The sequence below is a fragment of the Paraburkholderia agricolaris genome (assembly GCF_009455635.1).
Lineage (GTDB): Bacteria > Pseudomonadota > Gammaproteobacteria > Burkholderiales > Burkholderiaceae > Paraburkholderia > Paraburkholderia agricolaris.
On the sequence record NZ_QPER01000001.1, the window covers coordinates 2,318,129 to 2,340,976 of the forward strand.

Genomic DNA, 22,848 nt, shown 5'->3' on the forward strand with positions numbered 1-22,848 from the left:
GGCACGCAGGCCGATTGCGAGCTTGAGAAACCACACACGCGGGCTAGTGACGAGCGTGAGTGGCGCAGCCTGTGTGTTGCTCATGAGTGGCGTCGCGACACTGGTGATGCAGGCCAGCCTTGGTCAACGAGCCAGCGCGATATGGATGAGCGCGCTGGCTTTGGCAACGATGACGATCGTGCCGTTATTGATGTCACGGATCGCCAGAGCGCACACCACGTTTGCAACGGCGGTGACGCTGATTGCTGCAATGAGTGCAATGAGCGTCGTGCCACCATATGTGGGCAAGCTGGAGCATCCCACTGCAATAGCGGCGATGTTTGCGATGGTGGGTGGCGTATTGCTGCGTTGCCGGCGGCATTTCGTCGGCGCACGGGCTGCGCCATCAGAAGATGCCGATCGAAATCGGCACACGATTAGAAGCACGGCCCAATCGCCCGAATCCATCCACGCGACCGGTGCGGTGGTGTTGCTTGCATTGCTTGCGGGCTTATCGAGCGGCATGCTTGCGCGTTTTCAGCTGGTTGCAATTTGCGGCGTGGGCAGCCTGCAACCGATGTGGCAGATCGCACTTTCGCTGGTTGCTGTTTGTGCGTTGTCGTTCATCGCTGACCGATCCGGCAGCAACAATCGGATGTTGATTGCGTTGTACGTGTTACGTGCGACGTTAATTGCAGCGCTTGCAGCCGCAGACGCTCCCACCGCGGCCCTGCTCGCGGCAAGAGTATTTGTGATTCTGGACTGCCTGACGATTCCCGCGCTTATGAAGCCACGTAGCAAATCGAACAGAGTGATGAACGCTGGCTGCCCTGGCGCGGCACATCACGTTGGCATGATATTGGGCGCAACGTTGTCGACGACGCCCTATTTTTTCGGTGACGGATTCACGATGCTGTATGTATCGGGCGCGATAGCGAACCTGGTATGCGCCGTAACACTAGCGACCGGACGGTGGCCACTGCACGAGTACTTAGGCCACCGCACCGCAGGGGCAAACCTATCCGCCGAGCACGAAGTGCAAGTCGGGAAGTATGACTGCCTTGTCACTGAGGCGAAATGTGCGAGAACACAGATTCCAGATGCACCACTACCGTGGCTGCGCGGGGGACCCGCTTAAGAGTTAGCGGTGTGAAGCCGCTTTCTTTTGCCTACTTTTCTTTGCGGCAGGCAAAGAAAAGTAGGTGCCCCCCCGCACAGGGGGAACGCTAATAAACCACTAACAAAGCAAGGAAAGGCCAACGAGCCAGATCAACGAAAGAACAACACCCCAAGCAAGCCGCAAAAAAAAACCGTAACTCAAACCCCACAGGAGACACCACAAAATGCCCGACCAAAAAAGCACAGCGCAGCTTCCCACCACCATGTTCATCAACGGTGAAAAGACCCCCAGCGCCGCAGGCAAAACCTTCCCCATCTACAACCCAGCCACAGGAGAAGAACTAGCCCAGATCCCAGACGCTTCAGAAACCGACATCGACCACGCGGTCAAAACTTCGAAGGCAGCTTTCGAATCCAACACCTGGCGCAGAATGCCGCCAGCCACTCGCGAGCATCTGCTACTAAAACTAGCCGACCTGATAGAACAGCATACAGACGAACTAGCCACCCTGGAGACCCTGAACCAGGGAAAACTCATCGCATTCTCAAAGATGCTGGAAGTCTCGGGCAGCGTCCAGTGGTTGCGTTACATGGCTGGCTGGGCCACTAAAATCGAGGGTACGACTTTCGACCTGTCGATCCCCTTCCCGCCGGGCACCCGCTACAACGCTTCGACAAAACGCGTCCCGACGGGCGTTGTCGCCGCAATCGTCCCCTGGAATTTTCCGCTGCTGATGGCGGTCTGGAAAATTGCTCCGGCGCTCGCCTGCGGCTGCACCGTCGTGCTCAAACCAGCCGAAGAAACTCCTTTAACGGCAATCCGTCTGGCCGAACTGGCTCACGAAGCCGGCTTCCCAGCGGGCGTATTCAACGTCGTCACGGGCCGCGGCGAGACTGCTGGCGCGGCGCTGGTCAGGCATCCACTGGTAAACAAAGTCACTTTCACCGGTTCAACCGAAGTGGGCCGCATCATTGGCCGCCAATGCGCTGACGATCTGAAGCGGGCATCGCTGGAACTGGGCGGCAAGAGCCCGGTGATCGTGCTGGACGACTGTGATCCGAAGAAAGCGATTGAAGGCGCGGCAGGCGCGATTTTCTTCAACCACGGACAGGTCTGTACTGCGGGTTCTCGCCTGTATGTTGCACGATCGATTTACGACGAAGTCGTGCAAGGCATTGCCGCGGTAGCCGACGGCATTGCATTGGGTTCCGGTTTCGACGCGGCGACGCAGATGGGGCCCATGGTGTCCGCCCGGCACCGCGACAAGGTCATGGGGATGATTGCGCAGGGCAAACAGGAAGGTGGTGAGATTCTGTCGCGCGATGCGGCTGTTGATGCGGATGGTTTTTTTGTCCGGCCGACGGTTATTGCCAATCGCGCTTGCAAGCCGCTTACCGTTGTCAGGGAGGAGGTATTCGGACCGGTGTTGGTGGCGATGCCTTATGACGATATCGATGAGGTTTTGACTCTGGCCAACGCGTCAGAGTATGGGCTTGGGGCGAGTGTGTGGACGAATCAACTCGATAAAGCACTGCGGCTTGTCGATGGGATCGAGGCTGGGACGGTTTGGGTCAACACTCATAATATGGTTGATCCGGCTATGCCGTTCGGCGGGTTTAAGGCGTCCGGGATCGGACGTGAACATGGGAAGGTTATTGTTGATTCCTATACGGAATGTAAGTCTGTTTGTATTGCTTACTGATGTGGGTTTTGCCTGGTTGGCGGTTTTGTTGGTCTGGATTTTTGGCGTTGCCATGCAGTGGTAGTGGTCTGTTCTGTTGTTGGTCTTTGGGCCTTTTGGCCTTGCCTTGATTTGTTAGTGGTCTATTAGCGTTGCCCCTGTGCGGGGCGGCACCTACTTCTCTTTGCCGCCGCAAAGAGAAGTAGGCAAGAGAAAGCGGCTCACACCGCTAATTCTTAAGCGGGTCCCCCGCGCAGCCACGGTAGTGGTGCATCTGGAATCTGTCGCCTCGCACATTCGGCGCCAGTGACAAGGCAGTCATACCTCCGGCGGCGCTGCGCGCGCCGACGCCCAGTTCATCACACCACCCGCGAGTTTTTTGCTCCCGCGGGTGGCCCGGTTCGCGGCTCGCCGTTGCATCGATGCCACCGGGCCGCAGCCTCACCCTCCGTTTGTCCCCGTCCCGGACTCGCCATTGCCTCGCTGCTGCAAACACAACCGCGGTAGCGATCGCACAGCAAAAGCGAAAGCGAAAGCGACGCACAGACATTTCCTTTGAAGTGGGGGGGTAGCAAACCAGAGCGGGAACACCTCGCCGAGGCGAAGCCGAGGGCTCCCGCTGCACGAAGCAAACCCGCTGGTTTCCCTTGCAGACCCGTCCGCGACGCACACAGTGCGGAGTGGGAGCTGATGAGCGCTTTGTCAACAGTGCGAAGTGTGCGAGGTCACGGATTCCAGATGCACCACTACCGCGGCTGTGCGTGGGACCCGCTTATGGGCTTGCGGTGTGAAGCCGCTTTCTTTGCTCATCTTTCTTTGCGGCGGTGTATAGACCGGAGACATGGTTGACAAACGTGCGGAGACATCATTGACACTTTATGGTCAGTGATTGTCGCTCCTCAGGTCAAGGGTGAGGATGCGGTGATGGGCAAACCAGAATTCAAATACGCCGTCTTCGCCCGGCTTTGCGCGTGCCGCAACCGGCAGTCCATAAAGTGCATTCGAGACCTTGAGGTGCCGTCCTTCAAAGCGTAGCCGGCCATCCGATTTAACCAGCAGCACCACGTCATCCGGGCCGTACTCCGGCTCCGGCAGGATCGATGGATACGCCCGGGGGCTCGGCCGGTAACGGCTGATGGGCGTGTCCATGCCGATCGCCTCATGCGGGCGCTCGCAGTTATATACGGTGCGCCAGCGGTCCAGTTCCTGTTGCACGTGCTGCTGGGTAGCGAAGCTTCGTCCGTTCAGTACTTCAGCCTTCAGCGTACGGTGAAACCGCTCGTCCTTGCCGTTGGTCTGCGGGTGGTAAGGCCGGCTGTAACTGATGCGGATACCCAGCCGGATCAGCCAGACGGCCAGTTCGGTGAGTTGCCCCGGACTGCCAGGCGAACCCCACGGCGAGCCGTTATCGGTATTGATGCGTAACGGCAGGCCATAGTGTCCAAACGCCTCCCGTAATCCTGTCTGCACGGTAGCGGTGTCGGTGGGTCCACAGGCGCGCAGCAGGATGCTGAAGCGCGAGTGGTCGTCGAGTACCGTCAGGGGGCTGCAGCGCTCCTTCCCGAGGGTCTCAAAGTGCCCCTTGAAGTCCATCTGCCAGAGTACGTTAGGCTGCTCGTGCTCAAAGCGCTTCCAGGGTTGGCTCATCGCTGAATCGGCCGGCAGGATCAGGTTGTGCCGGTGCAGGATGTCGGTCACGGTGCTGGGCTGCGGCACCGCCTCAAGGCCCAGATCACGCAGGCGCCGGCTGATCTTGCGGCCGCCCCAGCGCGGATGGGCCTGGCGCAGCCGTACCACTTCCTGCTCCATCGCAGTGGGGGTCTTCGACGGACTGCTGAGCGGGCGTCGGGATTGATCTGCCAGCGCATGCTCGCCGCGATGGAGCCATTTGTAGCCGGTCTGCCGGCTGATGTTAAAGCGCTGGCACAGCTCGGTCATCGTCAGCGTGTCCTGACTGGCCAGATGAACAAATTCCTGTCGGAGGCTCATAGTGTCTCTTGCGTTCCAGGGCATGGTCGGGACCGGGTGTTTTAGTACCCGGAAGTGTCAACCATGTCCCCGCACACCTGTCAGCTATGTCTCCGGTCTATACACGGCGGCAAAGAAAGTAAGTGCCGCCCCGCACAGGGGCAACGCTAATAGACCACTAACACAGCAAGGAAAGGCCAAAGGCCAAAGGCCAAAAAACCAGATCACCAACAAAACCGCCGACCAGGCAACTCCCCCCGTGTGTAACACAGTAAAATACCACCCCACCCGCGCGCCAGCGCCCACCCGCCAACCGGCCCCCGATCTTGAAACGCAAAATGCCCGCGCTAAACGCGCTAAAAGCCTTCGAAGTCGCCGGCCGCACGGGCAGTTTCACCCGCGCAGCGGAACTACTAAACGTCACACAAAGCGCAGTCAGCCGGCAAGTCCGGCAACTTGAAGCCCAACTCGGCGAGACCCTGCTCCAGCGTCACCATCACCACCTGGAACTCTCGGCCGCCGGCCGCATCCTCCTGCAAGCACTGCAACAATCATTCGACCGGATCGAACTCACCGTCCGCAGCCTGCAGGAAAAAACCCACCGCAACCGCCTGCGCATCAACGCGCCACCCACCTTCACGAGCCGCTGGCTAATGCCGCGTCTCGGACGTCTGCGTGACGCGCATCCGCATCTGGAACTCAGCCTGTCGACCCGTCTCGACGACAATCTCGCCGAATCGGGCGTCCTCGACTGCGCCATCCGCTTCGGCAACGGCGAATGGGAAGGCGTCGACAACCGCCTGTTGATGAACGAACGGCACATCGCCGTCTGCGCGCCCGCATTGCTGGCGCGCCAGGCAGGCCGCGCGGCCATCGATCTGAATCAGTTCACGCTGCTGCACGTGCTCGCAAGCGCCGATCAGCGCTATCTGACCTGGCAGCACTGGCTGAAAGCCGCCGGCATCGAAAACGTCGACACCCGCGGCGGCTACGAATTCGATCTGCTCGATCACGCAATCCGGGCCGCTATCGACGGGCTCGGCGTGACCATCGCCGATCGTCATATGATCGGCCGTGAACTCGCGGAAGGCCAACTCGTACAGGTGCTGAACGTGCACGTCGACGGACATCAATCCTATTGGCTCGTTACGCGTGCAGAACAGGACGAACTGCCGCACGTCGCACTGTTTCGCGACTGGTTGCAGCAGGAGATCTGGCTGACCGAACGTGCGCTCCATTCGTCGGAATCGGCACAGTCAGGCGCAGCGAGTTGATGCGAGTGCAACTCGTCTGAGTATGCGAGCTCGGGCGACCCCCGTCAGTCTGCGCCACGCCTGTGTGGCCCTTGCATAATGAAAAAAACGCGCCGATGCGAGGCAATCGGCGCGTTTTTCTTTACACCACCGGCGGTGATTTCCAACCCGTCAGGCAGCCGCTGCCAACTCCACGGCCTTGGGTTCAAAGGCGGTTTCGACGGCGGCGTCCATGAGAATCATCTCGGCGCCCTTCTCCGCCACCATCATGGTGGGCGCATTGATGTTGCCCGACGTGATGTTCGGGAAGATCGACGCATCGACCACCCGCAAGCCGGCAACGCCGTGCACCCGCAAACGCGCATCAACCACCGAAGTATGCGGATCGTCACCCATCGCACACGAACCGCACAGGTGATAGATCGAACCGGATTGCTCGCGGAAATACTGCAGGAAACCTTCACGCGTATTCACCTGCGGTCCCGGCGAAATTTCCTCAACGGTGATCTCTTTCAACGCCGGCGATGCCATCACCTTGCGCACCAGTTCGCAGCCCTGAATCACTTCGTCAATATCCTTCTCCGTGGTCAGCGCGTTGATGCGGATTTTCGCGGCGTCTTCGGCACGGTTCGACGCGATCTCGATCGATCCGCGACTCGTGGGCCGGCACGGATTGAATGCCAGCAGGAAGCCCGAATACGGTTCGGGCTTGAGGCTCGCCGTGCTGCTTTTCGGAATCCGGTACGACAGCGGATTGAAGTACAACTGCAGGTTAGGCTGCGCCTCCTGGTCGTTGCCCTTGAAGAAGCCGCCCGACTGGTTCACGCTCATCGCGAGCGGCCCCTTGCGCGTCAGCAGATACTGCAGACCAAGCTTGAGCTTGCCAAGCAGGGGACGCATCTCGTCGTTGAGCGTTTTCACGTTCGCACGATAGTAGAAGCTCACGCACAGGTGGTCCTGCAGATTCTGCCCGACAGCGGGCAGCTCCTTGACCATCGCGATGCGATGCTTCGCGAGCAATGCACTGTCGCCTACGCCCGAGAGTTGCAGCAACTTGGGCGAATCGACCGCGCCCGCCGCCAGGATCACCTCACGGTTCGCCATGAATTGCCGCGTAGCGCCGTTCTGCGTCACGCTCACGCCGATTGCCCGCTGGTTGCCGTCGAACAGCACGCGGTTCGCCAACGTGTCACGTTCGACCGTCAGGTTCTTGCGCGTCAGCACGGGATGCAGGTACTCGAAGCTGCTCGATGAACGCTGACCGTTGCGCGTACTCACGTCATAGATGCCCGCGCCTTCGAATCGCGCGCCGTTGAAGTCGTCGCTGCGTTTGTAGCCGGCCTGATCGCAGCCTTTCAGGAACACATGGCAGATCGGATGAACGGCATCTTTCATCGGCGAGATACGGATCGGGCCGTCCGCGCCGTGATACTCGGTGTTGCCGAGCGGATGCGATTCGAGCTTGCGGAAATACGGCAGCACATCGTGAAACGCCCAGCCCGGGTTGCCTGCCGCGGCCCAGTCGTCGAAATCGTGCGGTTGGCCGCGCACGTAGATCATCGCGTTGATCGAACCGGAGCCGCCCTGCACTTTGCCGCGCGGACAATAGATCGGGCGGTTGTCGAGTTCCTTTTCGGGCTCGCTGTAGTACATCCAGTTATAGGTTTCGTTGTAGTACGTCTTGGTGAAACCCACCGGGATCCTGAACCAGAACGAGCTGTCCTTGCCGCCCGCCTCGAGCAGCAAGACCGAATATTGGCCCGACGCCGACAGGCGATTAGCCAGAATGCAGCCCGCCGAACCCGCGCCGACGATGATGTAATCGTAGTTCATGCTCTATGTCGCCACACGGCGCCCAATCCATTGAATGCGTAAAACAGATGAATCCGACAGACTCAACCCTTGGCCGGCGCGAGGTCTTTCACGTCGGCGGGACGAGCCGCCATTTGCAGATGCAGACGCTCGCCGGTATACGGCGTGTGCTGCCGGATCACGTCCATGTTCAACTCCACCCCCAGGCCCGGTTCCTGTGAAGGAATGATGTAGCCGTCTTCCCATTGAATCGGTTTCTTCAACACCGCGGCGTGGAAACCGTCCCATGTGCCGATGCTTTCCTGAATCAGGAAGTTCGGCGTGCAGGCCGCGAGCTGAATGCTGGCGGCGGCGCCGATCGGCCCGTTGTACAGATGCGGTGCGATCTGCGCGTAATACACCTCGGCGATCGCCGCGACTTTCTTCGCTTCGAGCAGACCGCCCACACGCGCCACGTTCAGTTGCAGAATCGACGCCGCACCCGCTTCGAGCAGCTTGAAGAACTCATACTTGGTGGTCAGGCGCTCGCCCGCGGCAATCGGAATACTCGTGTGCTGGGCGACTTGCGCCATGGCACCCTCCTGCCCCGGCGGCACAGGTTCTTCGAACCACAGCGGATCGTATTTCTCGAGGCGTTTGGCCAGCCGGATGGCTGACGACGGCACCATCTGCCCATGCGTGCCGAACAGCAGATCGGCCTTGCTGCCGACCGCTTCACGCACACGGCGGCAGAATAGTTCGCAACGGTCGAGCACTTCCATCGATAGTTGATGCCCCGAGTAAGCCGTATACGGCCCCGCCGGATCGAACTTCACCGCGGTAAAACCACGCTTCACATTTTCAACGGCGCATTCGGCGGCGAGATCGGGATCGTCGTAGTCGTATTCGCCTTTGCTGTTCTTCGGATACAGGTACGTGTATGAGCGCAGGCGCTGATTCACCATGCCACCGAGCAGTTCGTACACAGGCTTGTTGGCCGCCTTGCCGATAATGTCCCAGCACGCCATTTCCAGCCCGCTCACCACGCCCATCATCGTCAGATCGGGGCGTTGCGTGAAACCGCTCGAATACGCCTCACGCCAGAGCCGTTCGATATGGTGCGGATCCTGATCGAGCAGGTAGCGGCCGAATACATCGTCGATGATGTGGGTCATCGCCTTCGGATGAAACGTCGCGGAATAGATTTCGCCGACGCCTTCAATACCGCAATCGGTCTTGAGCTTGACGAAGATCCAGTACATGCCGCCCACGTGCGGCGGCGGTACGGCGACGATATGCGTTTCGAGCGAGACGACTTTCATTTACGCAACCCCTTTTTTGCTAAGCATGTTTCTCAGCGCCAGGCCGGCAAAGCCGCCGAGCGCCGCCATTCCGGCCACATAGCCGAAGTAAAGCTGATAACCGAAGACACCCGGGAAGTTCTGTGTCAGATAGCCGTTGATCAGCGGCAGGAACACATCGGGCGAATAGCCGAGCACGGAGATCAGGCCAATGGCGAGGCCCATCGTTTCGACCGGGATATTGCAGCGATCCAGCAGCGACCAGTACAGCCCGCGAATCGCGTAAGTCAGAATGCCGATGAACAACACAAGGAACACCAGCAGCACATGGCTCGAGATACGCGGCGCCGCCATCAGGCCTAGCAGCGACAGCGCCGCCAGGAACAGTGCGATCACCAGCACCGAGACTTTCGAATAACGGTCGCCGAGAAAGCCGCCGCCAATCCCGCCAATCGGCCGCATCCATAACTTGAGCGTCGTGATCGTGCCGGCCATCACCACGGTCAAACCGATCTCGCCTTCATGCAGATACGCGGAGAAGCTGTAGGTGGCCCAGAACACCTGATAACCGCAGAACACGATGGCGGCGACCAGCCACAACTCGGGAATCGATGCGAGCGTTTTCAGATCGACCAGCACGTTGCTGCGTTTGCGCGTGGCGCGGTTGGCGGCGGCGTCTTTTGTGCCTTGCGGATCTTTGACCAGTGCGAGCACCACGCCGAGCGCGATGCATAAAAAGGCGTACATATAGACGACCAGCCTGAAGCCGGCCGTCACCGGCTCGCCTTTGGTCTGCGTGAACCACGCGAACAGCGTGATCGCAATGGTCGCGAGCATTGCTTCGATCAAACCGCGCCCACCGTCGAGCAAACCGAAGAAGCGGCCCTGCTCGTGCGTGCCGGCGATCATCGTCACGCGCTTGATAACCGCGGCCCAGAACGTCAAACCGGTCGACAGACCCCAGCCGCCGAAGATCAGCATCAGCACATTGAACGACGGCGCGGTGGAATACCACAAGCCGAGCACGCCGGTTGCGATCAGCGAAAAGCAGATCAACAGACGTGGTGCGATGCGGTCGGCAAGCCAGCCGCTCGGCAGGTAGCTCAGCAGAAAGATGGTGCCGAGCATCGAATACAGATAGCCAAGCTGACTATCGGTGATGTGAAACACTTCAAGCATGGTCGGCTGATAAACCTGCCGAAGATACAGAATCGGGTAAATCGCACCGGCCGCCAGCACCAGCAGCATGAGCTGGATATAGCGTTGCGCCTTATTGCTTTCCAATGCGGCTTCGTCGCTTAACGCGAGCGAGGCAGTGGTTTGAACGGGTTGAGATGACACGTGAGCGCTCCTGGGAGACACAGCGCCGGGCCGGGTCTCCAAATATTTTTATGAGTGCAGCGGTTTGCTGCGTTTATGCGGGTTTTAGGGCAACGCGTGCCGACTACTCCGAATCGCGCGGCACGCGCCGTTTTTGCGTCAATATCTGCGTCAGTACTTCATGACCACGAGACGGGTCTGCGTGAATTCGAGCATGCCGTGCTTGCCGTCGTCGCCGCCGAGACCCGAGCGTTTCCAGCCTGCGTGGAAACCTTGATACGGATCGGCCGGCGTGCGATTCACATACAACTCGCCAGCCTCGATGCCGTTGGCGATCTTCATCGCGCTGCGGTAGTTCTCGGTATAAAGCACCGAGGACAAACCAAACTGGTGGTCGTTGGCCATCTCCAGCGCTTCGTCCAGCGTGCGGTATTTAACGACCGGCATGATCGGACCGAAGGTTTCTTCCTGGATGATTTCCATGTCCTGCCGGCAATTCGACAGCAACGTGGCCGGATAGAAAAAGCCCTTGCCTTGCGGCAGCCTGCCGCCGGTTTCGAGCGTGGCGCCCGCCGCAATTGCGCGCTCCACCATGCCGTGAATCGACTGGCGCGACGCGTCGTTGACGAGTGGCCCCATCAGCGAAGGCTGTTCGCTGCGATCGCCGCTTTCCACCGCGCTCATATGTTTTTTCAGCAGCGCGACGAAACGGTCATGAACGCTTTCCTGCACATAGACGCGTTCGATCGCCGTGCAAAGCTGCCCGCAGTGAGTGGTTTTGGATGCAACCAGATCGCGTGCGGCCTTCTCGAGATCGGCATCCGCTTCAATGATGGCGGGTGTCTTGCCGCCCAGTTCGAGCGAGGGCTTGGCGATATTCGCCTTGCAGTAGTCGAGCACCTTGCGGCCGGCGCCCACGCTGCCCGTCAGCGTGATCATGCCGACCTTGGGATGCGTGCAGAGCGCCTCGGCGGTTGCGTGATTCATTGCGAGAATGTTCACGACGCCGGCCGGCAACCCGGCCTTCTCCACCGCTCTCGCGATCTCGAACGCCGAGGTCGGCGTGTTGTTGCTCGGACGCACCACCACGGTATTGCCGGCAATCAGCGCGGGCGCCACCTTGCGCATGAACGTATAGACCGGGTAATTGAACGGGATCAGGCACGCGACCACGCCGATCGGTTCGCGATGCAACACGAGGTTTTCGTCGGGCGTGTCGCTCGGAATCACCTCGCCTTCGATGCGGCGCGCCCACTCGGCGTGGTAGCGCGTGATCTGGCCGGCGTAGATCGCCTCATTGGTGGCATCGGCCACGCTCTTGCCCGACTCAAGCGCAAGCGCCGCGCCGATGGCGGGCGCGCATTCGGTAAGCGCATCGGCAAGCTTGTGCAGATAGACCGCGCGCTCGGCCGAAGGCAGCTTGCGCCAGCCCTTTTGCGCAGCGGCGGCAGCGTCGACCGCGGCGATCGCTTCGTCGCGGGTGGCGCCCGTGACGTGAGCAATCACGGCTCCGGTAGCAGGGTTGGTGACGGCGATACGCTCGTCGCTTGCTGCGTCGATAAAGCAGCCGTTAGCAAAATTCCGGTCGAGTCGCATGTCGTCTCCTGACAAAGCTGGTGCGGTGGTGCATTGCCTTCAGCTATTGCCTTCATGCCAAAGGTGCATGAACGGAATTTTTGTCCGCTGTTTGATGCGCCACAAGCGAATAATTCGCGGGACAAACATTCGAAAAAGTCACGTTTATCCAGGGATGTGCCTCATACGCGTTTCCCATCTCGAATAGCAGAATCCAGCCTTTGCCAAAAAGCAGCGGCCGTTGAAGCCGGTCGGATCGCGGTTCGAACCCTGTGCTGAACCTCGCTTCGAACCACCCGGGCCGCTCATTACCAACGTCTGGAGCTCACAATGAAAAAGAATCTCTTCGCTACCGCCGCTTTCACCACGCTCGCCTCGCTGGCGGCCCCATCTGCCTTCGCGCAGAGCAGCGTGACCTTGTACGGGGTGCTCGACGAGGGTATCGACTACACCAACAACGCGGGACGCGGAGCGGTCTGGGAAATGGCGAGCGGTTATGCGCAGGGCAGCCGCTGGGGCCTGAAGGGTTCGGAAGACCTGGGCGGGGGCATGAAGGCGGTGTTCCAGTTGGAAAACGGCTTCGACATAAGCTCGGGACGGCTTGGCCAGGGCGGCCGCATGTTCGGCCGTCAGGCCTACGCAGGTTTGAGCGACGGCCGGTTCGGCACGGTCACGCTCGGACGCCAGTACGACTCGGTGGTCGACTATCTCGCGCCGACCACGGCCAATGGCAACTGGGCCGGCTACCTGTTTGCGCACCCGTACGACAACGACAATACCGACAACTCGTTCCGCCTCGGCAATAGCGTGAAGTACACAAGCCCGGAGATCGCGGGCTTCCAGTTCGGCGGCGTGTACAGCTTCAGCAACGACACGAACTTCGCGAACAACCGCGCCTACAGCTTTGGCGGCAAGTATTCAAACGGCGGGTTGTTGATTGCAGCCGCCTACCTGCAGGCAAACAATCCGGGCGCGGGTTCCACCGGTGCGATCACCGCGAACGACGCGAGCTTCATCGCCGGGCGCATGCGGGTATTCGGCGCCGGCATCAACTACACCTTTGGTTCGGCGAGCGCCGGTTTTGCGTACACCAACTCGAACTATAAGGACCCGACCGGCAACGGCTATATCGGCATTCCGCTGGCGGCATCCGGCGTCACATTGAATACGCTGAAGTACCAGAATTTCGAAGTGAACGGCAAATATCAGTTCACGCCGGCCTTCTTTGTCGGTGCGCAATATGTGTACACGATGGAGAACTACGATGCGTCGACCGGCAGCGTGAAGCCGAAAATTCACTCGGTCGGCTTAATGGCGGATTACAACCTATCGACGCGCACGGACGTTTACGTGCAGGGCGAATTCCAGAAGGTCGCGGGCAGTTCGACCCACTCGATTCTCGACAATGCGTTCATCCCTGGCGTGCAGGCGCCGTCGTCGACGGGCAATCAGCTCGCGGTGCGAGTCGCGCTGCGCCACCAGTTCTGAGCGTCAACAGGTTGCGGGTTGGCGGCTGGGCGTCGCGCTGCCGGTGTCAATCTTCCTCCACCGCCGCCTTCAATCTCAACAACGCCTGATCCCACTGCTGCGAGATCGCCTCGAGCGCTTGCCGCGCTTCGTCAAGGTGCGCCGGTTCAAACGCCCATAAGCGTTCACGGCCCATCTTGACGTCGCGTACCAGGCCGGCATTGGCGAGCACCTGCAAATGCTGCGTGACCGACTGCCGTGTCATTTCCGTGCCGGCGGTCAATTGCGCAATCGACATCGCACTGCCCGCGCACAACACGGCGATCAGACGCAGGCGCGTTTCGTCGCCGAGCGCCGCGAAAATCTGCGCGGAGCTTCGCAGCATGGCAGCCTTCACACGCGCAGGGCCGGCAGCCGGTTTAGCACCGGGCGGCTTGCCGGGTAATTTATCCTTTGGCGACATACTTCTCTATGTTGAGCATCTGTTCCTCCCAGCCGCCGGTATTCATGCGGAACGCTTCCGCGCGGCGCGAGGCGGGAATCTGGTCGAAACCCGATTCGATCACGCGCAGCAAAGTACCCGAATCGACCTCGCTCAGCTTGAATTCGACCAGCGTGGTGGGCTCCGACGAGTAATCGACCGTCACATCCACCGCGGCCGGATGCCAGCGAAACGACAGATGATGTTCCGGCTCGATGCGCTCCACCAGCACCTCCATGACGAGATGCTCATAACCCCGATAGGTGATCTTGCCTTGAATGGGTTGACCGGCCACAAACTGCTTGCCGTTGAAATTCACGCAAAACCATTTACCGAATTCGTCGGCGTTGGACACCGCGCGCCACACGCGCGAGCGCGGCGCCCTCAGCAGAATCTGTTTTTCGATGCGATCGGTCGATGTGCCTTTCGATGTGTCCGATGAGATTTTCATATGCAGCCTCCTGACTGCATATTAGGCGCGTCGCTCACGACATGCAAGTATTTGCCTGCATATTTTTTCGCACGTACCGAACGTACTCAATGTACTCAAGGTCTCCGTATCAATCGCCGACCTTCACCACCACCTTGCCAAATGCACCGCGTTCAAGATGCGCCAGCGCGGCAGGCAGTTGGTCGAATGCGTAGACCGTATCGACAACCGGCTTGAGACCGAGCGTATCGACCGCGCGCACCAGATCGTCGAACGCGCGCCGATGTCCGACGCCGATGCCCTGGATAGTCGGCCGGCCAATGAACGACGGGATACTCGGCAGCGACATGTTGTAGCCGTCGAGCGTGCCGATCAGCGAAATGCGGCCGCCCTGACGCAGCGCACGCAACGAGGCGCCCAGGTTGTCGCCACCCGCCAGTTCGAACACGTGATCGACACCCCGTCCACCCGTCATCTCGCGCGCAACGCGATCCCAATCGGGCGTCTCGCTGCGGTCGATACCATGGGTCGCGCCGAGTTCGCGCACGCGCCGCAGTTTGGCCGCGCTGCTTGAGGTAACGATCACCTGCGCGCCGTGGGCGCGAGCGAGTTGCACGCCGAACAGCGCGACGCCGCCGGTGCCTTGCATCAGCACCGTCTGCCCGGCATGCACGGTGCCCTTCTCGACCAGCGCGAACCACGCAGTGAGCCCGGCGCATGGCAGCGTGCTGGCCTCGATCGCACTCAAGGTACGCGGCGCGCGGACTGCCCAGGCTTCGTTCAGGATGACGTACTGTGCCAGCACGCCGGGCAAGGAGCCACCAAGCACACGGGCCTCAGGCGGGCATTCGCCATCGATCCACCCCGCCCAGAATGTTCCGAGCACGTCGTCGCCCTCACTAAAGCGGATCACGCCTGCCCCCGTGGCCACCACGACGCCGGCCAGGTCGGAGCCTGGTGTCGCCGGCAAGGTCAACGCGGTGCCCGACTGGCCGCCGTTAATGAAACCGAGATCGCGGTAGTTCAACGCAACCGCCGCCACGCGCACAACGATCTCCCCCACGCCGGGTGTAGGCACCGCCGTTTCTTCCAGCGCCAGATGCTGCACGCCTGCTTGCCGAAAAACCCATTTACCCATCGTTTGCATGTCGGCTCCCGCCTGCTCGTTACTAACGGTAAAAAGTCTACGGTTTCTCAGCACGCTACAGTGGTGGAGAATTTTCGCTAGACTGTAGCTATTTTGTCGCCAATTGGAATGGCGTACCCGCAGGGAGAAACTTCGATGAGAGACCGTCTGAGCGGTATCACCGCCTTCGTCAATGCGGCGGAAGCCGGCAGCTTTGCACTCGCCGCCGAGCGTATGCACCTGTCACGCTCGGCGGTCGGCAAGACGATCGCGCGCCTGGAGGATCAGCTCGGCACGCGGCTCTTTCGCCGCACCACGCGCAGCCAGAGCCTGACCGAAGACGGCCACGCGTTCTACGAGCGCTGCGTGCGCGCGCTGGCCGAACTCGAAGCCGGCGAAGCCACCCTGCACGCAGGGCGCCGCGATCCACAGGGGCGCCTGCATGTCAGCGTGCCCGTGTTGTTCGGGCGGCGCTGCATTGCACCGATTCTGCTGGAGTTGGCGCAGCGCTATCCGCAACTGGAGTTGCAGATCAGCTTCACGGACCGGGTCACCGATCTGGTCGACGAAGGGATCGATCTGGTTGTACGAAGCGGAAGGCTGCGCGGCGCGGCGGCGGGATTGGTGGCGCGCAAGCTTGGCGAGCAGGTGATGGCGCTATGCGCGGCGCCCGCCTATCTGGCGAAGCACGGCACGCCTCGCACGGTCGAGGAGCTCGCCAGCCATGAAGGCATCTTCTATGTAACCGGGCGGCAGGAAGCGGCGTGGCCGCTGCCCGATGAAAACGGCGAATGGAAGAGCGTCGCGGCACGGCACCGGTTGCGTCTCGACGATCTTGAGACCATTCTCGCGGCCACCATCGCGGGTGCGGGGATCGCACGCATGCCGTGCTGGCTGATCGCGGACGCGCTCGATAGCGGCGCACTGGTCAAGGTATTGCCCGAGTTGCCCGGGCCGCGTATCGAGCTTCATCTGGCGTGGCAACAGACGCGGCATCTGCCGTCGAGAATGCGCGTGGCGATCGACGAACTCGCGGCACGGGTGCCCGCCATTCTTGCCGTAGGCACAGTGGAAATAGCGGACACATAGCGCCAGGACGTTCGGACATTAGGACGTCCGCACCGCCACGACACCCGGCGTCGCGCTGCGGACGTCCAGTTGCACTACTCCGTTGCGTGCGCGTGCATCACACTGCTGTGCATCGACCACGCCATCCACGGACGGCGCAGTGCGACGATCGCGAGGAACGCGCAAGCCGCCAGCGCGCCGAAAGTCGCGAAGCCCATCTGATAGCTGCCGGTGCTTTCCTTCGCAATGCCCATCACAACCGGCAGATAAAAGCCGCCAATGCCGCCCGCGGCGCCGACAATGCCCGACATCAGGCCGGTGCGGCCCGCCCAACGATGCGGCACCAACTGGAAGGTCGCGCCATTGCCCAGACCGAAGGCCACATACAGGCACAGCAACAGCGCAATCCCGCCCACTATCGACGGCATCGCGGCGGCAAAGACGAAGTCGCACAGCGAAATGATCGCGAGCAGGAAGGTCAAGGCGCGCACGCCGGATACCTTATCGGCAATCAAACCGCCGAGCGGCCGCACGATCGCGCCGGTCGCGGCCAGCAGCGCCATGAACAGACCTGCGTCGATCTTCGAGAGCTGATACAGATTCGTTAGCAGCAGCGAAACATACGACGACATACCGACAAAACCACCGAACGTGATGCTGTACACCAGCATGATCACCCACGTGTCGCGCTCGGCGAGTACCGTGCGATAGCGCTTGGGCAGCACCGCAATCGCCAGCAGCGCGCCGATCACCGGCAACAGCAGCACGCCGGTCTTGCCCGAGCCGAACATGCCTGCTTCGACCAGCAGCACGAGCACGATCAAACCGGCCAGCGTGATCGCGAAGCTGCCGAACGCGCGCAGCACGCTGCCCGATTTGATGCCGGAATCATTGGCCCAGAAGTACAGCGTGATACCCGCGATGGCGAGCAACGGCAGCGCGCCGGCAGTGGCCATTTGCCACCCGTAGTGCGCGGCCAGTTGGGGAAACAGGAAACCGTCGAGCACCGCACCGATGTTGCCGGCAGCGGCAAGGCCCAGCACGAGGCCCTGCACTTTCGGCGGATAGTTGCTGCCGGCCATCGGTAGCGCCACCGCGAAGCTCGCGCCACCCACGCCGAGGAATACGCCGAGCACCAGCAGCAAGGTGTACGACGGCACGAACGGCAACAGCGGCAGCACGATGGTCGGCACCGCCGACAGCAACACGCCCATCAGCGCAATGCGTTTGCCATGCGCCGATTGATAGAGGTTACCGAGCGTCACGCGCAGGATTGCCGCCGACAGCACCGGCACGGCGACCAGCAAACCTTGCTGCGCAGGCGTCATAACCACGCTCTTGCTGATGAACGGCGCAAGCGGTCCGTACAGCACCCAGACCGTGAAGCCGGTGTCGAAGTAGAGAAAACACGCCACCAGTGCGCGCCAGTCTCCGCTCTTTAGTGAGCTCATCACGTTTTTCATTAGGCATCCTCAAATAGACTGATTGTTTTCCAACCTGGCGCATCACGCTGACTCATTGCGCTCGTGCATGGCGCACCGGAATGATCATCACGTTGAATTCCGGTATGAACATGCAACCTTCATGCCATCCGGGCTCTTTTCTGAAGCTGTACTGCGTACTCTGCGGGATCGTGATGCGGCGCATTGGCCACCGCATTAAAAGTCAATAAACGTCACGTACGTAGCGCTTTTCCTGCGCCAGATGGCTCACATACTCAGCGGCTTTTTCTTCGCTCATGGCGCCGTGCTGGGCAACCACATGCTTGAGCGTCGCGTCCACGTCTCTTGCCATCCGGTTTGCGTCGCCGCAGACGTAGAAATGCGCACCGTCTTCGAGCCATGCCCACAATTGCGCACCCTGCTCGCGCATGCGGTCCTGCACATAGATTTTTTCCGTTTGATCGCGCGAGAAAGCAACGTCGAGCCGGGTTAGAACACCGCTGTCCCGCATCGCTTCAAGTTCGTCGCGATAGTAGAAATCGGTGGCTGCGTGCTGCTCGCCAAAGAACAACCAGTTGCGTCCCTTGTCACCACGTGCACGCCGTTCGTGTAGAAATCCGCGAAACGGTGCAACGCCGGTGCCTGGGCCAACCATAATGATCGGCGTGCCGGAAACATGAGGAGGCCGAAAGTGTGCCGACTTCTGCACGAATACCGGCACATTGACGTCACCCGCGCGGTCGGCGAGAAACGTCGACGAGACGCCCTTGCGATGGCGGCGGCCGTTGTTATAGCGAACCGCGGCAACCGTCAGATGAACTTCGCCGGGATGCGCTTTCGGACTCGATGCAATCGAGTACAAACGCGGTTGCAGGCGCTTGAGCATGCCGGTCAATTCGGCTGCCGTCAGCTTGACGGGAAATTCGTGAAGGACGTCGGCGAGCTGTTGGCCCCACAACCATTGTTTGAGATCGGCCTTGCGCCCGGCACCGAGCAGATCGCGCAGTGCGCCGTTGTTGCTGCGGGCGGCAATGAACGCGAGCGCATCGGGACTGGGACGCGCGATCTCGTAGTGCCTCGCGAGCGCGTCGGCGAGATGCATTTCACCCGCGCCGGACACGTTGACCGTCGCGTCCGCGCTCAAACCGCTCAGGCTGATCAACTCGTCGACCAGTTCAGGGCAGTTGCTCGGCCATACGCCCAGCGCATCGCCCACTTCGTATTCGAGGCCCGAGTCGCCCGTGCTCAACGAGAAGTAACGCGTATCCTTCGCGGCGCCGTGTTTGTTCAATGGCAGGTTTCTGACGAGACGGGATGCGGCCGGCCGCGTCCTGGTCGGCACGGCGCCTGGCACCACCGCGTTGATCATGCCGCCAGGCGGCACCGCGTGCAGCGCCGCATCTTCTTCCTTGATACGCACGACGATGCTTTCCAGCCATGCGTCAGCCTGTTCCTGATACTCGCTGTCACAGTCGACCCGGTCCATCAAACGCAGCGCGCCTTGAGCGGCGAGACGTTCGTCCAGACGGCGGCCATGGCCGCAAAACTGGTCGTAGTTGCGATCGCCCAATGCGAGTACCGCGTAGCGTAATCCGTCGAGACGAGGCGCGGCGTCGCCGGCCAGTTGCGACCACAGACCTTGCGCGTTGTCGGGTGGATCACCGTCGCCGAAGGTGCTCGACATCAGCAGCGCGTACTGCGCTTTCGCCAGCGCGGAGACCGGATAGTCCGCCATGCACGCGGTGCGGATTTCGAAACCCGACTCCATCAACCGCGTGGCATAACGTTCGGTCAACGATTCCGTGTTGCCGGTTTGCGAGGCCCACAACAGAGTCACCTTGGGTCGCACACGCAAGATACGCACACCGGATGCCTGCGTGCCGTCGTCATGCGGTGCGGCAAGCGTACCGGCACGCACCGCCGCATGGGTTCCACTGCGGCTATACAGTCCGGCCAGCAAACCGTCCACATACAGGCGGTTTGCCGGATCAAACGGGGCGCCCGCCGGAAGAACCGGCACGCTGTCGATGCCTTGTCCTTCTACCGAGCGCAGCGCGCTAACGAAACCGGCCAGATACGCCCGCTCGGGCTCCGTGAACGACGGCGCCTGCGTCGGTGGAAGCTGCAACAGGCGAGTCAGTGCATCGATGCGGGGCATGTCCGGTTCCTTGGTGTCCGCCGATAGTGCGCCAGGACTTGCCGCGTCGACTCCAGCGGCAAGCGGCTCAGTGAGCGTCTCGTCATCCGCGCTCGAAACCGGCTCGATGGCATCGGCCACAACCGGGCTCAACGCTACCGCGCAGAACTTGAGTTCAGGTTGCTGCGAGATCGGATCGACGGCGTCACTGGTGACGGCGTTGATGCAGAGGTCGTCGCCGAATACGTCGTTCCAGTGCATCGGCGCAAAACAGTTGCCTGCCTGCACGCGCTCCGTGACGACTGCCGGCAACACGGCACGGCCACGCCGCGAACGGATTTCGACCGGATCTTTGGCCTTGATGCCGAGCGTGGCGGCATCCTCAGGATGAATCTCGACGAATGGGCCCGGGTTAAGCTTGTTGAGCATCGCGACCTTGCCGGTCTTGGTCATGGTGTGCCATTGATGCTGCAAGCGCCCCGTATTCAACACGATCGGAAATTCGCGATCGGGCAATTCCGCCGGGGCTGCATAGGCACGGGCAAAAAACACGGCCTTACCGCTTGCGGTCGGAAACACCAGCCGTGGACGGCTGCCGTCGGGCCCTTCCTTCAGTGTCTGGCTAATGCCGTCGTTGACATAGCGAATGGGATTGCGCTCGGCGGCGTCGCTGGAAGCAAGCGGCCATTGCAGCGGCGTATCCCTCAACCGCCGATGGCTCGCGCCGCGCAGGTCGTAGCCGGTTTTCGGATTCGACACGCGGGTGATTTCCGCGAAAACCTCTTCGGCGCTGGCATAGCTAAACGCATTGGCAAAACCCATTTCACACGCCACGCGCGCAATGATCTGCCAGTCCGGCAACGCGGCGCCTGGCGGCTCGATGCCTTTTTGCATCAGCGTCAGATTGCGCTCGGAGTTGATCATCACGCCTTCGGCCTCGGCCCACAGCGCGCCTGGCAAGAGCACATCGGCGTAACGGTTGGTCTCGGTGTCGAGGAACGCATCCTGCGCAATTACGAGCTCCGCCGCGCGCAATCCGGCAATAGCGTTCTGACGGTTCGCGACACTTGCGACCGGATTCGTGCAGATGATCCAGCACGCCTTGATTTCGCCCGCGGCCATGCGGGTGAACATATCGATCGTGCCGTTACCGACTTCCGTTTTCAGTGTGCCCTTCGGAATGGCCCACAGGTTTTCGATAAATACGCGGTCTTCTTCGACCAGCACCGATCGCTGTCCCGGCAAACCCGGACCCATGTAGCCCATTTCACGGCCGCCCATCGCGTTGGGCTGGCCGGTCAGCGAGAACGGTCCACTGCCGCGGCGGCAAATCTTGCCGGTCGCCAGATGCAGATTGCAGATCGCGTTCGTGTGCCATGTGCCATGCGTGCTCTGATTCAGGCCCATGGTCCAGCAGCTCATCCACTCCGGCGCCGCGCCAATCATATGCGCGGCCCGGCGGATGTCCTCGGCGGCGAGGCCTGTTATCTCCGCCACATTCTCCGGTGTGTAGTCCGCGAGAAAGGCCGGCATCGAGTCCCAGCCTTGCGTGGCGTCGGCGATAAAAGCCGCATCCGTATGGCCGTTTTCATGCAGCAGATGCAGCAGCCCATTGAGCAATGCCAGATCGGTACCCGGCTTGATTTGCAGAAAAAGATCGGCCTTATCAGCGGTCGTATTGCGGCGCGGATCGACCACAATCAGTTTTGCGCCCGCCTTCACGCGATCCATCATCCGCAGGAACAGAATCGGGTGACAGTCGGCCATATTCGCGCCGATTACAAAGAACAGGTCGGCGTGATCGATGTCTTCGTACGATCCCGGCGGGCCATCCGCGCCAAGCGAGAGTTTGTAGCCGCTGCCCGCGCTCGCCATGCAAAGACGCGAGTTCGATTCGATGTTGTTGGTACCGACAAAACCCTTGGCGAGCTTGTTGACGAGATACTGCGCCTCGATCGACATTTGCCCGGACACATAGAACGACAGCGCGTCCGGTCCGTGTGCATCGAGCAGGCCACGCAGACGCGCTGCCGTGTCGCTGATCGCCTGTGCCATCGGCAGCGGTGTCGGGTCCTGGCCACGGGCATGACGCACGAACGCCCCTTCCAGTCGCCCGGACTTGCGCAGGGCGACGTGCGCCGACTGCCCCTTCGTGCAGAGCCGTCCGAAGTTGGCCGGATGCTCCCTGTCGCCGGAGATTTTCACGACCTGGCCGTCCTCGACATGCAGCACCATTCCGCAGCCGACGCCGCAGTAGGGGCATACCGTTTTGACGTTACGGGAGGACATGGCAGGCGGCATCGTTCGAGAAGGTCGATAAGGAATCAATGACTCAGATCGCGACCCACACCTGCCCGTTTTCCACCCGCGCGGCAAACGCGTTGACGGAATACGCCGGTGTTTCGAGGCACTCGCCGGTGCGCAGATCGAAGTGATGCTTGTAGATCGGCGAAGCGACCACGAGGCGTTCGCCGAGACTGCCGATCAGCCCACGCGAAAGCACGGCGGCTTGCGAGCCCGGATCGTAGTTTTCGATCGCATACACGACGGTGTCCGTGTCGCCGTTGTCTACGTGAAATACCGCCACCTGTTCGCCATTGACGAGCGCGCACACACCCGTGTTGGGAACAATGTCCTCGAGCGGGCAAATCGGTGTCCAGGCAAGCGGAAGACGGTCAAGGTTCATGGCGTGGGTCCTCGATGAGTGAC

At 61.0% G+C, this 22,848-nt stretch carries 16 protein-coding genes; 5 read left to right on the plus strand and 11 right to left on the minus strand.

The annotated features are described in order from the left end of the window. The first annotated feature begins 82 nt into the window (after positions 1 to 82). Together GH665_RS10445 and styD are read left to right on the plus strand one after the other, a co-directional pair. Positions 83 to 1,117, plus strand: a complete 1,035-nt coding sequence (locus tag GH665_RS10445; RefSeq protein ID WP_153135802.1) for a hypothetical protein — start codon at positions 83 to 85, stop codon at positions 1,115 to 1,117. Between the two features lie 205 nt (positions 1,118 to 1,322). After that, positions 1,323 to 2,801 carry a phenylacetaldehyde dehydrogenase StyD gene (gene styD / locus GH665_RS10450; protein ID WP_153135803.1) on the plus strand — a complete coding sequence of 493 codons (1,479 nt, stop codon included), beginning with the start codon at positions 1,323 to 1,325 and terminating at the stop codon, positions 2,799 to 2,801. An 861-nt stretch (positions 2,802 to 3,662) separates the two neighbouring features. Here the strand turns inward: styD and GH665_RS10455 are convergent. Further along, positions 3,663 to 4,793: an IS481 family transposase gene (locus GH665_RS10455; protein ID WP_153134442.1), complete on the minus strand. Its 1,131-nt coding sequence runs from the start codon at positions 4,791 to 4,793 to the stop codon at positions 3,663 to 3,665. A 293-nt stretch (positions 4,794 to 5,086) separates the two neighbouring features. Here GH665_RS10455 and GH665_RS10460 point away from each other — a divergent pair, with 293 nt between their 5' ends. Beyond that, on the plus strand, positions 5,087 to 6,022 hold the full coding sequence (locus GH665_RS10460; protein WP_153135804.1) for a LysR substrate-binding domain-containing protein: 936 nt from the start codon (positions 5,087 to 5,089) through the stop codon (positions 6,020 to 6,022). Between the two features lie 150 nt (positions 6,023 to 6,172). Here GH665_RS10460 and GH665_RS10465 read toward each other — a convergent pair whose 3' ends face one another. The 4 genes from GH665_RS10465 to aldA all read right to left on the minus strand — a co-directional run bounded on the left by GH665_RS10465 (position 6,173) and on the right by aldA (position 12,009). Then, entirely contained in the window at positions 6,173 to 7,834 is a 1,662-nt protein-coding gene (locus GH665_RS10465; RefSeq protein WP_153135805.1) for a GMC family oxidoreductase, read from the minus strand. Positions 7,835 to 7,896: 62 nt separating this feature from the next. Then, positions 7,897 to 9,114, minus strand: a complete 1,218-nt coding sequence (locus GH665_RS10470) for a mandelate racemase/muconate lactonizing enzyme family protein (RefSeq protein ID WP_153135806.1) — start codon at positions 9,112 to 9,114, stop codon at positions 7,897 to 7,899. After that, positions 9,115 to 10,434 (minus strand): MFS transporter, encoded by a 1,320-nt coding sequence (locus GH665_RS10475; RefSeq protein WP_153135807.1) that lies wholly within the window; start codon positions 10,432 to 10,434, stop codon positions 9,115 to 9,117. It lies immediately after the preceding gene. Positions 10,435 to 10,584: 150 nt separating this feature from the next. Next, positions 10,585 to 12,009 (minus strand): aldehyde dehydrogenase, encoded by a 1,425-nt coding sequence (aldA, locus tag GH665_RS10480; RefSeq protein ID WP_153135808.1) that lies wholly within the window; start codon positions 12,007 to 12,009, stop codon positions 10,585 to 10,587. 309 nt (positions 12,010 to 12,318) lie between these two features. Between aldA and GH665_RS10485 the strand changes: the two genes are divergently transcribed. Beyond that, complete coding sequence (locus GH665_RS10485) at positions 12,319 to 13,476, plus strand: porin (RefSeq protein WP_153135809.1); 1,158 nt, start codon at positions 12,319 to 12,321, stop codon at positions 13,474 to 13,476. Between the two features lie 46 nt (positions 13,477 to 13,522). Here the strand turns inward: GH665_RS10485 and GH665_RS10490 are convergent, their stop codons facing one another. The 3 genes from GH665_RS10490 to GH665_RS10500 all read right to left on the minus strand — a co-directional run bounded on the left by GH665_RS10490 (position 13,523) and on the right by GH665_RS10500 (position 15,513). Then, positions 13,523 to 13,918: an ArsR/SmtB family transcription factor gene (locus tag GH665_RS10490; protein ID WP_153135810.1), complete on the minus strand. Its 396-nt coding sequence runs from the start codon at positions 13,916 to 13,918 to the stop codon at positions 13,523 to 13,525. After that, on the minus strand, positions 13,902 to 14,387 hold the full coding sequence (locus tag GH665_RS10495; protein ID WP_153135811.1) for an SRPBCC family protein: 486 nt from the start codon (positions 14,385 to 14,387) through the stop codon (positions 13,902 to 13,904). The genes GH665_RS10490 and GH665_RS10495 overlap by 17 nt, the downstream gene beginning before the upstream one ends. A gap of 109 nt (positions 14,388 to 14,496) precedes the next feature. Then, positions 14,497 to 15,513, minus strand: coding sequence for a zinc-dependent alcohol dehydrogenase family protein (locus GH665_RS10500; protein WP_153135812.1), 1,017 nt, complete (start codon positions 15,511 to 15,513; stop codon positions 14,497 to 14,499). Between the two features lie 135 nt (positions 15,514 to 15,648). Here GH665_RS10500 and GH665_RS10505 point away from each other — a divergent pair, with 135 nt between their 5' ends. Further along, positions 15,649 to 16,581 carry a LysR family transcriptional regulator gene (locus GH665_RS10505; RefSeq protein ID WP_153135813.1) on the plus strand — a complete coding sequence of 311 codons (933 nt, stop codon included), beginning with the start codon at positions 15,649 to 15,651 and terminating at the stop codon, positions 16,579 to 16,581. A 74-nt stretch (positions 16,582 to 16,655) separates the two neighbouring features. On the opposite strand, the gene GH665_RS10510 is transcribed toward GH665_RS10505, so the two are convergent. The 3 genes from GH665_RS10510 to nirD all read right to left on the minus strand — a co-directional run bounded on the left by GH665_RS10510 (position 16,656) and on the right by nirD (position 22,825). Then, a complete protein-coding gene (locus GH665_RS10510) occupies positions 16,656 to 18,023 on the minus strand; it encodes an MFS transporter (protein WP_153135814.1) in 1,368 nt (455 codons plus the stop codon). A gap of 202 nt (positions 18,024 to 18,225) precedes the next feature. Next, positions 18,226 to 22,428 carry a bifunctional nitrate reductase/sulfite reductase flavoprotein subunit alpha gene (locus GH665_RS10515; protein WP_153135815.1) on the minus strand — a complete coding sequence of 1,401 codons (4,203 nt, stop codon included), beginning with the start codon at positions 22,426 to 22,428 and terminating at the stop codon, positions 18,226 to 18,228. A gap of 43 nt (positions 22,429 to 22,471) precedes the next feature. Further along, on the minus strand, positions 22,472 to 22,825 hold the full coding sequence (gene nirD / locus GH665_RS10520; RefSeq protein WP_153135816.1) for a nitrite reductase small subunit NirD: 354 nt from the start codon (positions 22,823 to 22,825) through the stop codon (positions 22,472 to 22,474). Positions 22,826 to 22,848: the final 23 nt, after the last annotated feature.